The organism is Nakamurella multipartita DSM 44233 (assembly GCF_000024365.1).
In the GTDB taxonomy this organism is placed as follows: domain Bacteria; phylum Actinomycetota; class Actinomycetes; order Mycobacteriales; family Nakamurellaceae; genus Nakamurella; species Nakamurella multipartita.
The window spans coordinates 409,265-422,475 of sequence record NC_013235.1 but is presented as its reverse complement, the minus strand read 5'-3'; the positions used below and the strand labels follow the sequence as shown (position 1 = coordinate 422,475).

Sequence of the window (13,211 nt, the reverse complement as noted above, 5' to 3'; positions counted from 1 at the left end):
CACAATGGACGCAGCGGCCCTCAGGACTGGCCGGTCGATCAACGATTGACCGGGCGAACGCTCGGCGTGCTGCGCAGGACGGGCGCATCGACGCCTGCAGACGGGGCCCGACGGGTGGATGGGCCAGAGTGGATCGGAACCGATGGTTGGCGAACTCCTTGGGTCGGCGCTCGTCCTGATCGGCGTCGTCATGCTGCTGATGCGAGGCCGAATCTCGCCTCGGATCGACGGGCCGACGGGCTCCGGGCTGGCCCCGATCCACCAGGGGCCCGCGGCGGGCAAGCGCCGTCAACTGCTGGTCGCCTGCCTGCTTCTGATCCTCGGCCGAACTGCCCTGGTGCTCGCCGGGGTAATGGCCTGAGCAAGGACGACCCGACCGAGTGCCGCACCCGGCGCCGGTTCGCCTGCCCCCCGGGTCCGCCGTTTGCACGTGCGCAATGATTGCGTCATCCTCGCTCCATGCCGCGTGAGTCCAAAGCTGCGCTCCAGCGACGCCAACTTGCCCTCCAGGTCGATGGGGTTCTCACGGCGTCGAAGGCACTGGTGGGCGTGGCCGCCCAATCCGTCGAGGAGGCCGGCGCGAATCTGACGGCGCCGCAACTTCGTGCACTGGTCATCGTGGCCAGCCTGGGCCCCCTGCACCTCACCGCACTGGCCGCGGCCATGCGCGTCCATCCCTCGAACGCGACCCGGACGTGCGACCGCCTGGTCGCCGACGGTTTGCTGGACCGCAAGGACAACCCGGCCGATCGTCGCCATCTGGCCCTGACGTTGACACCGGCCGGCCAGCACTTGCTCGATGGCGTGATGGAGCGCCGGCGAGCGGCCATCTCCGAGATTCTGCAACGCATGCCCGTCCTGGCGCGCGAACGGGTGGCCGATGCGCTCGCTGAATTCGCCAGCGCGGCGGGCGAACCGACCGAGCATCACCTGTGGTCGTTGGGCTGGATATCCGAAGCCCGCTAGGAGATCGCCGGACCCCCGTCCTCGGCGTTCACGATCAAGGCAGCCGATTGGGGCAGTGAGCGCAAAGAGACGTCGTCGGGCCGCTTGCCGGCAATGGCCCAGTCCACGGCGACCCGAATTCGGCGCTTCCCGGTCGGCAGGGCGTACAGGTGGTACCCGAGGGTCACTGCCTTCGCGAGCCGCCCCCGCAGCCGGAACCCGACTGGCGTCGCCGCAGCATCGGGTCCTCCCAGGTCGACCACCAGACCAAGGTCGTGGTGCCGGTAGGGCCGTAAAGGGCGTCCATCCAGGTCGGCCACAATGTTGCGGGCGACGGCGGTCGCTTGCCGCATGGCATGCTGGGCAGTGGGTGGGCACAGCGGACGCTGCCCGTGCTCATCCTGCGGTTTCGTCAGATCGGGCACCGCCGCAGCATCGCCGATGGCGTAGACGTCGTGATGCTGCGGCACCCGCAGCACCTTGTCGACGACGAGCCGCCCTTTCGAGGTGGGCAACCCGAGCGCCTCGATCAGCGGATTGCCGACCACGCCCGCGCACCACACGAGAGTGCCACAGCGCACACGGGTTCCGTCCGTCAAGGCGACCTCGTGGTCGCGGACCCGCTCCACGCTGACGCCCAGGCGAACGTCGACCCCTCGTCGGCGGAGCAACCGCAGCGCCGACCGGCCAAGGCTGCCGCCCAGCTCCGGCATCACCTCGTCGGCGACATCGACCAACAGCCACCTGACGTCGTCCCGCGTCACACCCGGGTACAACGGCACCAGGTTGTGGGCCAACCTGGCCATCTGGGCGGTGAGTTCGACACCGGCATGGCCAGCCCCCACCACCACGAACGTCAGCGCTTCCCGGCGCCGCGCCGCGTCGGTGATCGTGGTCGCGGCCTCCAACTGGGCCAGGACCTTTTCCCGCAGGTACAGCGCCTCCGTCGCCGTCTTCAATCCGATCGCGTGGTCGGACAGTCCTGGAATCGGCAGCAGTTTGGTCACGCTGCCCGGAGCCAGCAGCAATCTCCGGTAGCCCAGTTCGGCTTGCTGGCCCCGGGCGTCGGTGTAGTGAACGGTCTGCGAGTTCAGATCCACCCGATCTGCCTGCCCGCGCACGATCGTCACCCCCCGCAATGTCGACGCGAGCGGGATCAGCACGGATCTCGGGTCGACCGTGCCCACGGCGACGTCGGGAAGAAGGGGGGTGTAGAGGAACGAATCAGTGGCCGCGAGCACGGTGACGTCGACCCGGAGCCGCCGCAACCGGCGCGCCGCGAAGAATCCGCCGAACCCCGATCCGATGACCACCACGCCGGAGCGGCCCGACACCGGGCGTTGTCGTTCCCTGTCCATCGTTGGCTCCCTCCTGTCCCGGAGACCGAGGCACCACCCCGCTCCCCCCGTGGTGGTTCACCGGATGCGGCCGGCCAAAACACGCCGACCCCGGACCGCCTCAGGCCGCGGCGAACTCCGGAAGTTCGACAGAGTCGTGGAAGCTTCGGCCCATCACGAGGCCGGCTACTCGGGGCAGACCCATCGCGATCATGGCCGCGTTGCGCACCAGCAATTGCACACCGCTGGCCGGCGCGAACGCCAGTCCTAGCCCCTGGGCGGCATCCTGTTTGGAGCGCAGCAACGGAGCGAGCCTGGCCTGATAACGGCCGAAGGCCTCGCGGTGATCGGCCGTGCGGGCCAGTTCTGCGGCCAGCGTGTAGGACTCCACCATGGCCAGGGCGGATCCCTGGCCGGCCAGGAACGACGGACCTGCCGCCGCGTCGCCGACCAGGACCACCCGACCCCGGCTCCATTCCGGCATTCTGATCTGACTGGCCGAGTCGAAGTAGAACGACTGCGACTGAGGCATCAACTCCAGCATGGCCGAAGTTTCCCAACCCTTGCCGGCGAGCTTGGCCCGCAGCAGATCCTGTTGTGCGGTCCGGTCATCCGTGGGCACGGCACCAAGGTGTCGAACCGTGAACAGAAACAAGGTCATGTCCTGGCGGAGGGACAGACGCACCGCCTGGAATCCGATTTCGGCATGCATCATGGCAACGAGTTCGTCGCGCGGCCGGTAGCCCTGCGCCTGGAATGCCGCAAACACGATGCCCAAATACTTCTCGAACTGCGCATCCGCCCCGAACGCCAGTCTCCGCACCCGTGAATGCAGGCCATCGGCACCCACGACCAGATCGAAGTGCCGAACATCGCCGCTCCCGAACTCGACGCGCACCCGGTCGGACTCGTCGCACAGCGTCCGGACGGTGTCGCCCAGGATCAATTCCACGGCACCGTCGAGCGAGTCGTAGATCACCCTGGCCAGCTCGGACCGGGCGATGCTCACGTAACGATCCATCGGCCCCACGATCGACGCCGGCCGGAACGAGGCGAACCGGTGGCCGCGGCGATCGACCACGCGCACCTGGCGAAAGCGGTACCCACGGCCCCGAAGTTCCTCAGCGATACCCATTCGCTCGGCGACCTCGAATCCGGCTCCCCAAAAGTCGATCACGTAACCGCCGTGGCGCAGCTCGGGAGCGCGCTCGACGAGCGTCGGTTGGTGCCCGGCGCGGAGCAGCCAGTAGGCCAGGGTCGGGCCGGCGATCCCGGCCCCCACGATCAAGACCTTCATGTAGCCTCCTGTTCTACCGTCGGGCTGCGCCGGCGCCTTCAGGACTACCCCCATCATTGCGTCACCGCAAGGATTGCGTGAGACTTGGTGACCGGATCGACCCGGCGGCGCCGAGAGGGCGACCACGGCAACGAGTCCGACCTGGATTGAGAACCACCCCGATGGGTAAGGCGAACCGAACGCCCGGCCCTGACCAGGAAGCGAGGTAGCCCCCGACATGAGTGCACAGGTGGCGGTGGTCACCGGCGCCAGCGGCGGAATCGGTCGCGCGGTCGCCGCGGCATTCGGCGCCCGCGGCGCGTCCGTCGGCCTGCTGGCTCGTGGCCAGAAGGGCTTGGCCGGAGCTGCGGCCCAGGTTCGCGACGGCGGCGGGCAGGCCCTGCCCATCCCGACCGACGTATGAACCGGACACAGGTCTTCGCGGCCGCCGACCAGGTCGAGAACGAACTGGGACCTATCGACGTGTGGGTGAACGTTGCCTTCACCTCGGTGTTCGCGCCGTTCGAGAAGATCCACCCGAACGAGTACCGCCGGGTCACCGAGGTCAGCTACCTCGGGTACGTCTACGGCACCATGGCCGCCCTGCAGAAAATGAAGCCCCGTGACCGGGGCACGATCGTCCAGGTGGGCTCCGCGCTGGCCTACCGCGGCATCCCGCTGCAGACGGCCTATTGCGGCGCCAAACACGCGATCCAGGGATTCCACGAGGCGCTGCGCTGCGAACTGCTGCACGAGAAGAGCCACGTGCACGTGACGATGGTGCAGATGCCGGCGGTGAACACCCCCCAGTTCTCCTGGGTGCTGTCCCGGCTGCCCCACCATGCGCAGCCGGTGCCCCCGATCTACCAGCCGGAGGTCGCGGCCCGCGGGGTCATGTACGCAGCCGACCATCCCCGTCGCCGGGAGTACTGGGTGGGCGCAAGCACTGCAGCCACCCTGGTGGCCAACGCCATTGCCCCGGGAATTCTGGACCGCTATCTGGGACGGACCGGGTTCGCCTCGCAACAGACCGACCAGCCCCGACCCGCGGATGCGCCGGCCAACCTCTGGGCTCCCGCGGACGGACCCGACGGCCGGGATTTCGGCGCCCATGGCGTCTTTGACCAACGGTCCACCTCGACCGCCCCGCAGTTATGGGCGTCCCACCATCACGGGCTGCTCATGACCGCTGGCGGGATCGTGGCCGCTGCCGCGGCCGCGCTGCTGAGCCGCCGCACATGACTCGGGATTTGCGCCGTCGACGAGGTGCGGCCCGGATGTGGGCGGCCGCCACCGCTGCCGTGGGAGTGGCCGCGATCCTGCGGTCGGAGCCGGTTGCGCGGCTGGTCGCCGGCCGCGGCACCGCCCCGGATGCGCGGCTGGTCCGGATCCTCGGCGCCCGCCAGCTGGTTCAGGGTGGCGCGACGTTGATCCGTCCCACCCGGCACCTGGTCGCGATCGGCGGCGGGGTCGATGTCATCCACGGAGCCAGCATGGTTCTGGCCGCTGTGATCTGGCCAGAGCACCGGACCGCGGCCCTGATCAGCGCCGGGGTCGCCGGCACGTCGGCCGCCGCCGCGGCCCTCATCCTGGTCGGCGATCATCGATGACCGCGTCCCGACGTCACCGGATTGGTCTCGACCACACGTCCTTTCCGCCCCACGTCCTGCGGGAGTACGCACTGTTAGCCGATGGAGAACGCGGGGCCGTCCTGGGCCCCGGCGGTGACATCGTCTGGATGTGCATGCCGCGATGGGACAGCGATGCGGTCTTCGCCGCGCTGCTCGACGGCCCGGGAGCCTATTCGGTCACCCCGCTCGGCCGATTCGTCTGGGGAGGCTCCTACGAGGCCGGCAGCATGATCTGGCGCAGTCGCTGGGTCACCGACGACGGAATCATCGAGTGTCGGGAGGCCTTGGCGTTCCCCGGCGAGCCGCACCGCGCTGTTCTGCTGCGCCGCGTCGTCGCCAACGACCGCGATGCCCAGGTCCGCGTCACCCTCGCCCCCCGCGCTCGCTTCGGTCGGCATGGATTCACCGAGTTGCACCATGCGGACCACAGCTGGACAGGCCGCAGCGGTCCGCTGCACCTGCGCTGGACGGGCGCGCCCGCCGGTATCCGACGGGTCAACCCGCACCACGAGTTGACCACCGATCTCCTCGTTCCGGCTGGAGGCCATCATGACCTCGTCCTGGAGATCGGCGACCAAGCTTTGCCCTCTGACCCTCCAGATCCGGAGACGGCCTGGCAGGCGACCGCCGCCGCGTGGAGCGCGGCCGTGCCCGATCTGCAGAACTGCCTGGAACCCGCCGACGCCCGCCGGTCGTATGCCGTTCTGCGCGGGTTGACCGCAGCCAGCGGCGGTATGGTCGCCGCCGCCACGACCAGCCTGCCCGAACGCGCCGAGGGCAGCCGGAATTACGACTATCGATACGTCTGGATCCGCGACCAGTGCTACGCCGGGCAAGCCGCCGCTGCGGCCGCCGCGCCCGCCTTGCTCGATGACGCCGTTCGGTTCGTCACCGCCCGGATCCTCGACCACGGACCCGATTTGAGACCTGCCTACACCACGCAGGGAGCGCCGGTGCCGGACCAGCGCACCGTCGATCTGCCCGGATATCCCGGCGGTGGAAATATGATCGGGAACTGGGTCAATCAGCAGTTCCAGCTCGACGCCTTCGGCGAATCCCTGTTGCTGCTCGCTGCGGCCGGCCGGGCGGACCGGCTCGACGTCGACCATTGGAAGGCCGCGAGGATCGCCACTGATGCCGTCGCCGCCCGGTGGACCGAGCCCGATGCCGGGATCTGGGAGATCGACCCCCAACCATGGACCCATAGTCGGCTGACCTGTGTCGCCGGGCTCCGCGCCATTGCCCGACTTCCCCACGCCGGAACCGCCGCCGGCGCCTGGCTCACCCTGGCCGACCAGATCACCGCGCATACCGCCGCCCGGGCCACGCATCCCACCGGGCGATGGCAACGCTCCCCGCAGGGTCCAGGAGTGGACGCGGCGCTGCTGTTGCCATCCCTTCGCGGTGGCATCGACCCCGCCGATCCTCGCTCCGACGCGACCCTCATCGCGTATCTCGCCGACCTCACCCGCGATGGCTACGCATACCGATTCCGGCATGACGACCGCCCGCTGGCCGACGCCGAAGGCTCCTTCACCCTCTGCGGGTTCCTGGTCGCGCTGTCGCTGCACCAGCAGCACCGGCCGATCGCTGCGGCGCGGTGGTACGAAAGGACCCGCGGCTGCGTCGGTCCACCCGAGCTCTACTCCGAGGAATTCGACGTTGCTCACCACCAGCTACGGGGCAACCTCCCGCAAGCCTTCGTGCATGCACTTCACCTCGAGGCGGCCGCCCGGTTGTCGGAACCGTCAGCCAGCCCGTCACGCCCGAGCATCGATTTCCAATCATCTTCCCCAGAATTGAGGCTTTGACGATGGCGGACATGCAGGTCGATCTGGTTGCGGCGGAGCGAGAAATCTGGTCCGGGCGCGCCCAGATCGTGGTCGCGAGAACCGTAGAGGGCGACATCGGCATCATGCCCGGCCATGCCCCGCTCCTTGGGCGTCTTCGGGAGGGATTCGCCGCCCGGATCGTCGAGCCGGAAGGGAACGTGCTCAGCGTCGCCGTTCATGGTGGGTTCCTGTCCGTCACCAAGGAAGGAGTCGCCATTCTGGCCGAGGACGCCGAACTGCGCGAAGAGATCGACGTCACCAAGGCTCGCGCAGCGTACGAGAGGGCCAAGGCTCAGGGCACCAACTCGGCCGAGGCAGAGGCCGAACTCCGACGCGCTCGCGCACAACTACTTGCTTTCGGCGAACCCATCTGATCGCCGCTCACCCCTGACCGGAGTGCGGGTGAAATCCTCGATGCTGCGCTTCCAGACGGGCTCGGCTGAACCCGAAACCGCCGTCGCCGTTGGGCCCACACAGGACCGATGTCGTCGCAGCGAATGCCTGCATCCAGGCTTGCCATCCTTCGTCGTCGTCCGGACCATACGGGCTGGCCCCCATCCGGCCGGCTCCCGTCGCCGTCGATTCGGGCGGCAAGCTGAGCATCAGGTACTCGCGTAGGTAATTGAGCGTCTGCCACAGTTGGTCCGCGTAGGCGCACGAATCCTCGAGCGCCTGGCGCAGCACCTCCGCCTCGGGTCGGTTGTCGGCGAAGAGCTCGGTTCCATGCCGGCGCAGTGGCCGGTGCGGGTCGAGCACCGCCGGTCGCGGGATGTCGGTGATGTTGCCCATCGGACCCTTCTTTCGTCGCCCTCAACTGGAGATAGCTTTCGAGCCCGCGGCTGGCGCTCACGATTCTCGGGTCAACCGAGGGATGAACCCACCGGAGGCGGCCGCTGACGGCCAGCCGGCGAGGTCGACAACTCGGGATCGATTGCTTCAATTGCCATCTGGAGCCTATCGAGCCTAGGGACAGTGCGCCAGAGGCTCCGCGAGTCGCGCATCGATGGCCTGACCGGTGTGAGTGGTTGCGATCCACATGCCATTGCGTGAGTACAAACACTGCAGATCAGGATTGATGGGGCCGCGGCTCGGGCACTGACCGACCATCGTCAAGTGATTGGGCGGTGCGCAGGTGTCGTGGTGAATCGGGGCCGAGCTCGTACCCATCGAACCTGAACGACCCGCACCGGGAGGGGGCACGTCGTGGATGCCATCCTGGACGCACTGGCCGCCGCCGGATCAATGGCTTGGCAGATGCTCTGGGCGTTGATTCTCGGGTTCACGTTGTCCGCGGTGATCCAGGCCGTGGTGCGAAAGTCCGCCATCGTCCGCCTCCTGGGTGACGCTCGGCCGCGCACGCTGGCCACTGCGGCCGGCCTAGGCGCCTGCTCGTCGTCCTGCTCCTACGCGGCGGTTGCGCTAGCCCGGTCACTGTTCCGCAAAGGCGCGGACTTCACCGCCGCGATGGCGTTCGAGATCGCCTCCACCAACCTGGTCATCGAACTCGGGGTGATCCTGGCCCTGCTGCTGGGCTGGCAGTTCACCCTCGCCGAGTTCGTCGGCGGGCCACTGATGATCGTCTTCGTCGCAGTGCTCTTCCGCCTGATCCTGCGTGAGCGGCTCGTCCGGTCGGCCCGGGGTCAGGCCGATCGGGGGGTGGCCGGTGCGATGGAAGGTCATGCCGCGATGGACATGTCCATTCAACAGAAGGGATCCTTCACCGAACGGCTTTTCTCCGGTCCCGGATACACCGCTGTCGCCCATGTGTTTGTGATGGAGTGGGCGGCCATCCTCCGGGATCTGATCATCGGTCTGCTGATCGCCGGCGCGATGGCTGCATGGGTGCCCACCGACTTCTGGAACAGGCTGTTCCTGGCCGACGAGCCGGTCTGGTCGGCGCTGTGGGGACCCCTGATCGGACCCATCGTGGCGGTGGCCTCGTTCGTCTGCTCCGTCGGCAACGTCCCGCTCGCCGCGGTGCTGTGGAACGGCGGCATCAGTTTTGGCGGCGTCGTGGCGTTCCTTCTCGCAGATCTGCTCATCCTGCCGATTCTGAACATCTACCGCCGCTATTACGGCCTGCGGATGATGCTGGTGGTGACCGCAGTCTTCTATGCGTCCATGGTCGCGGCCGGCTATTGTGTCGAACTGATCTTCGGAGTGGCCAACTTGATTCCCGACTCGCGGGATGCAACGGTCCTGCACACCGGCGTCAGCTGGAACTACACCACCTGGCTCAACATCGCCGCGCTTGTCCTCGCCGGCGCTCTCGTCCTGCGGTTCCTGCGCACCGGCGGACCGCACATGCTCACCCGGATGCAGAGCAGCGGACGCTCCTCGGCCCGATCTTGACCCGCTTGTCGGTCGATTGCACTGAGGCCGGATCGGTGTCACCACCCGGCCCGACCAGTGGCGAAGCAGCCCATGTCATTGAGCGAACCGGAAGCGTCAGACGTGGTACCTCCCACTAGTTGGGCCAGGTAGCCTCTTCCGAGAGATACGGTATTCGGCGGCCAGTATTCTTGGCGGTCGGCTGACGCGCGATGTCCCACCCGTTGAATACCGGTCGTACACGCAAGCGGCGCGATCAGTGCTCGATCGCCATCCCGGGGACCGACCATCGACCATCAGGGACCACTCATGGTCATCGGGGAGTTCGACCGACTGTCCACGCCAGTGCTGCGGCGACGCTTCACTCAGTGACCCCGACCGGCCGAGGGGTGCCCCGACGGAGCTTGGCGTAGTTTCGAAGCACCCAGAGTGTGAGGGAGGGTTTCGTGGCGAACCTGGTCGTGCACTTCGAGATCCATGCGTCCGAACCGCCGTTGCTCATCAAGTACTACGGTGGGCTGCTCGGCTGGAAGTTCACCCAATTCGGGGACATGCCGTACTGGGCCATCGACACCGGCGAAGGTGCGATCGGGCTCAACACGCCCGGAACGGGCATCAACGGCGGACTCACGCAGCGGCAAGGTCCGGCGCCGGGCCGGGGAGCAGCCGTGAACGGCTGCAACTTCGTCGTCGGGGTCGAGGGAAACGTTGACGACCTGTTCCAGAAGGGGCTCGACCTCGGCGGCACCGAAGCACTGCCATTGTCGGACATGCAAGGCATCGGTCGGGTTGGCTACCTGCACGATCCCGACGGGAACATCTTCGGGCTCATCTCGCCCGTCCTGTCTGACGGCACCACCGTCACGGGCGGGTGACACCGCAAACCAGGATGCACCTACGGCTGCCAACAGGACACCGCCGGCCGCGCCTTCGTCGACCCACCAGACCCGGCCCAGCCGGCGACCGGCCAGCGCTGCCAACTCCTCGGTCCACGTCGGGATCGGTCAGCTTTCGGGGATGTCCAGGATGCCGCCGTGCAACGGATAGGCGCGGGTGACATCCCTCGACTCAGGCGCGATCACCAGGTGGTCGCCCGTCGATGTCTCTAAGTTCACGGCGCCCACCAGCGTGAACTGTTGCAGGACGTACGGCAGGCTCCGCCCGGTGAACATATTGGCCTGGTCGAGCAGGCCGAAGTGCAGGTGCGGGCCGCTCGAGTTGCCAGAGTTCCCGAGGTTGGCGAGGTGCTGACCCACCTTGACCTTGTCGCCGACCTTCACCGTGATGCTGCCCGGCTGGAGGTGGGCGTAGGCGGCGAAGACACCGGGCTCCAACTCGAGAATCACCAGGTTGCCGGCCAACTCGGTGCTCTTCTCCGGGACCAGCCTGACGTCAGGCAACTGCTCCGGCTCACCATCCTGGACGATGACCACGGTGGCATCAGCCACGGCGAGGATGTCAGCGCCGAAGGCGTAGTGCTGTTCGTTCTGCGACCCATCTCCGTCGTAGATCCGGTCGTTCCTGACCCGTACCCAGTCGATCGCGAACGTTTCGGGGGTCCCGATGTGGTCGCCGTTGATCGCCAGTCGGGTATCCCGGTGGACATTCGGGCTGCAGCACCCGCTCGAGACGACCCAACCGTCTCCCGCCAGCGGGGGCGCGATCACGACAGGCGCCCGGCGATCGATTGCGACCTCAGGGCCGTTGACGACGGTATCGCCGATGTCGATGATCACTGCGCGCTTGGGGTCCGTGACCGTGTAGTCGATCCGATGCGTCACCCTTTCCGGCGCGGTGCCCGGCTCCACCGCGAGGTCGACATCAACGGCGACGGCTGCCGACGGATCGATCGCGGGCGTTAGTGTCCTCGTCAGGAGCGCCTGGGTCGCAGCGGCAAGGGTGGCGCCGGTGATCCGTCCGATCTCCTTACCTGCCGGGTCGAGAACCGTCAGGCTCGTCAAGGTGACCGGGTCGAAATACACGTTGACGACCAGGAGTTCGTACTCGACGTGGTCCTTCCCGTCGTCTCCGGGGACGATCTGGGCGTCGTGGATCGGCTGGACCAGGATCGCGCTCGGATGCTCGGCGGCGGTCGTGGTCAGGACCGTGTCCGTCGGCGTTCCTCCGGTCGCCGCGGTGTCGGTCGTGCTGGAGCTCGTGCAGGAAGCGGCGCCGAGAGCCAGCGCGAACACCGCGGTGATCAGGGCGACTCGAAAGCTGTTGCCCCTGTTCATGACGTGAAGTTGAACGGCTGTTGGTCGGCCTGGCACACGGTGCCGGGAGCGGGCGTTTCGAGGTCGACCAGATAGGCCGTCGGTGCCGCCTCGATGCACGCACTGGGGTTGTTGAAGCTGAGATGGCCGTAGCCCTCACTGGTGAGCAGGACGGCATTGCCGAGCAACAGCTAGGAGCGAACAGCGTTGCGGTACGCGGTGTTCGGGTCGTACCGGTTGTTGATCAGCAGGATCGGTTCCTTCGTCTGGGTGTCCCAGGGTCCGGTGTACCGGTCGTCGCTGCTGGCCGGCCAGTTCGCCGCACAGGGCGCCCACAGCCACCAGCCCTGGACGGATCCGGACATCACGCTGCTGGCGTCGAGGTTGCCGACCACCGTCGGCCAGTCATCCACGGTCTTGCTCGCCGGGCCGTCCAGGCAGGAGATCGCCGCGGACTTCGTTGCCTCGTCATACGCTGCCGGTGAGCGGGACTCCTGGGCCGCCGTCACCAGCGCCGTGACGTCGCCGTCGACCGCGGCGTTGAGATCGGCTGCGTACTGAGGCCAGGTCTGCGGATCCCGCATGGCCGGAAAAGAGGAGATCTTGAGATCGCTGTAGTGCAGTTCATCGGGCGGGCTCGCGTTGGGAGCGGGGATCGGCGCCGCCTTCACCTGGGCGAAGAGCCGGGCGACCCGCGCGGCGGCGGGCTCACCGTGGCCCGCCAGCGCACACTTGTCCGGACCCGCCTGATCGCACAGGGTCAGGAACTGGTTGAAGACCTGGTCGGTGCCGGCGGCGTCGTTGGAGGACCTGGTTTCGGCGCTGGTCAGGTAGTCGAGTGGGTAGACGACGCCTTCGAGCATCATCGCCCGCACCCGATCGGGGTACATGTTGGCGTACATCTGCCCAATGAACGTTCCGTAGGACAGACCCGCGTAGGTGATGGTCTCGTCGCCGTTGAGCTCCCGGAGCCGATCCATGTCCCGCACCATGTCTGCGGTCGAGATGTGTGACAGCAGCGGGCCCATCGCCTCGCCGCACCGCTGCGCGAGGTCTTCATCCTCGCGGCATAGACCGTGGATTCATCCGGTGTGGACGGAAGCGCCACGCCGTCCCAGAAGGTCGCAGCGTCGGCGTCGGTGGCAAAACATTTGACCGGTGAGCTGGCATGGGTACCGCGTGGATCCCAGGCGATCAGGTCGAACCGGCCGTCACCCCATTTGTCGATGTCGTCGCCGCCGCCGCGGATCAGGCCGATTCCGGTATCGCCAGGGCCTCCCGGGTCCAGGAACATCGTGCCGATCCGCTGATCGGGTTTGCTGGCCAGTTGCTTGATCACGGCCAGGTTGATCTGCTCGCCGCCCGGGTCCGCCCAATCCAACGGCACCGGCACAGTGGCGCATTCCAGCCGTTCACCGCAGGAGGTCCAATCGATACCGGTGGTCGCGGTCCCGGAGCTCGGGGACACCGCCGAACTCCCGGATGTCGTTGCGCCACCGGCATTGCCGCTGGATGTTGCGGTACCGGCGGAGGTCGAAGGCTGATCGGAGCCACTGGTGCAGCCCGCGGCGAACAGGGCCAGCACGGTGGCTGCGGCGACCGCGGTCGTCCGCCCCCGGTTCTGCACTGAGGTGGTCACAGCGGTT

12 protein-coding genes and 2 pseudogenes are annotated in these 13,211 nt (G+C 67.6%); 8 read left to right on the top strand and 6 right to left on the bottom strand.

Annotated features, from left to right (window positions below; all coding sequences use genetic code 11):
• Window positions 1-142: 142 nt before the first annotated feature.
• Both NAMU_RS01925 and NAMU_RS01920 read left to right on the top strand, forming a co-directional pair.
• Window positions 143-361: a hypothetical protein gene (locus NAMU_RS01925; RefSeq protein ID WP_015745732.1), complete on the top strand. Its 219-nt coding sequence runs from the start codon at window positions 143-145 to the stop codon at window positions 359-361.
• Between the two features lie 98 nt (window positions 362-459).
• Complete coding sequence (locus NAMU_RS01920) at window positions 460-966, top strand: MarR family transcriptional regulator (protein ID WP_015745731.1); 507 nt, start codon at window positions 460-462, stop codon at window positions 964-966.
• Here NAMU_RS01920 and NAMU_RS01915 read toward each other — a convergent pair.
• Window positions 963-2,303, bottom strand: a complete 1,341-nt coding sequence (locus NAMU_RS01915) for an NAD(P)/FAD-dependent oxidoreductase (protein WP_015745730.1) — start codon at window positions 2,301-2,303, stop codon at window positions 963-965. The two genes, NAMU_RS01920 and NAMU_RS01915, sit on opposite strands and share 4 nt — an antisense overlap.
• A gap of 100 nt (window positions 2,304-2,403) precedes the next feature.
• On the bottom strand, window positions 2,404-3,579 hold the full coding sequence (locus tag NAMU_RS01910; RefSeq protein ID WP_015745729.1) for an FAD-binding domain: 1,176 nt from the start codon (window positions 3,577-3,579) through the stop codon (window positions 2,404-2,406).
• Between the two features lie 217 nt (window positions 3,580-3,796).
• Here NAMU_RS01910 and NAMU_RS01905 point away from each other — a divergent pair.
• The 4 genes and pseudogenes from NAMU_RS01905 to NAMU_RS01890 all read left to right on the top strand — a co-directional run bounded on the left by NAMU_RS01905 (window position 3,797) and on the right by NAMU_RS01890 (window position 7,395).
• Window positions 3,797-4,800 (top strand): annotated as a pseudogene (locus NAMU_RS01905) (SDR family oxidoreductase).
• On the top strand, window positions 4,797-5,168 hold the full coding sequence (locus NAMU_RS01900; protein ID WP_138179892.1) for a hypothetical protein: 372 nt from the start codon (window positions 4,797-4,799) through the stop codon (window positions 5,166-5,168). The pseudogene NAMU_RS01905 and the gene NAMU_RS01900 overlap by 4 nt, the downstream one beginning before the upstream one ends.
• Window positions 5,165-7,000, top strand: a complete 1,836-nt coding sequence (locus tag NAMU_RS01895; protein ID WP_015745727.1) for a glycoside hydrolase family 15 protein — start codon at window positions 5,165-5,167, stop codon at window positions 6,998-7,000. The genes NAMU_RS01900 and NAMU_RS01895 overlap by 4 nt, the downstream gene beginning before the upstream one ends.
• Window positions 7,001-7,002: 2 nt before the next feature.
• Window positions 7,003-7,395, top strand: coding sequence for a F0F1 ATP synthase subunit epsilon (locus NAMU_RS01890; protein WP_015745726.1), 393 nt, complete (start codon window positions 7,003-7,005; stop codon window positions 7,393-7,395).
• A 7-nt stretch (window positions 7,396-7,402) separates the two neighbouring features.
• Here the strand turns inward: NAMU_RS01890 and NAMU_RS01885 are convergent, their stop codons facing one another.
• Window positions 7,403-7,810, bottom strand: coding sequence for a hypothetical protein (locus NAMU_RS01885; RefSeq protein WP_015745725.1), 408 nt, complete (start codon window positions 7,808-7,810; stop codon window positions 7,403-7,405).
• A gap of 414 nt (window positions 7,811-8,224) precedes the next feature.
• Here NAMU_RS01885 and NAMU_RS01880 point away from each other — a divergent pair, with 414 nt between their 5' ends.
• The gene (locus tag NAMU_RS01880) at window positions 8,225-9,373 is read left to right on the top strand and encodes a permease (RefSeq protein WP_015745724.1); all 1,149 of its coding nucleotides are present in this window, start codon (window positions 8,225-8,227) and stop codon (window positions 9,371-9,373) included.
• Between the two features lie 425 nt (window positions 9,374-9,798).
• Complete coding sequence (locus NAMU_RS01875) at window positions 9,799-10,227, top strand: VOC family protein (RefSeq protein WP_015745723.1); 429 nt, start codon at window positions 9,799-9,801, stop codon at window positions 10,225-10,227.
• Window positions 10,228-10,356: 129 nt separating this feature from the next.
• On the opposite strand, the gene NAMU_RS01870 is transcribed toward NAMU_RS01875, so the two are convergent.
• The 3 genes and pseudogenes from NAMU_RS01870 to NAMU_RS29710 form a co-directional block, all read right to left on the bottom strand.
• Window positions 10,357-11,586, bottom strand: coding sequence for a M23 family metallopeptidase (locus NAMU_RS01870; protein ID WP_015745722.1), 1,230 nt, complete (start codon window positions 11,584-11,586; stop codon window positions 10,357-10,359).
• Window positions 11,583-12,545, bottom strand: a pseudogene (locus tag NAMU_RS01865) (alpha/beta fold hydrolase). Before NAMU_RS01865 ends, NAMU_RS01870 begins: the two are co-directional and overlap by 4 nt.
• Complete coding sequence (locus NAMU_RS29710; protein WP_169312459.1) at window positions 12,428-13,204, bottom strand: hypothetical protein; 777 nt, start codon at window positions 13,202-13,204, stop codon at window positions 12,428-12,430. Before NAMU_RS29710 ends, NAMU_RS01865 begins: the two are co-directional and overlap by 118 nt.
• Window positions 13,205-13,211 lie beyond the last annotated feature (7 nt).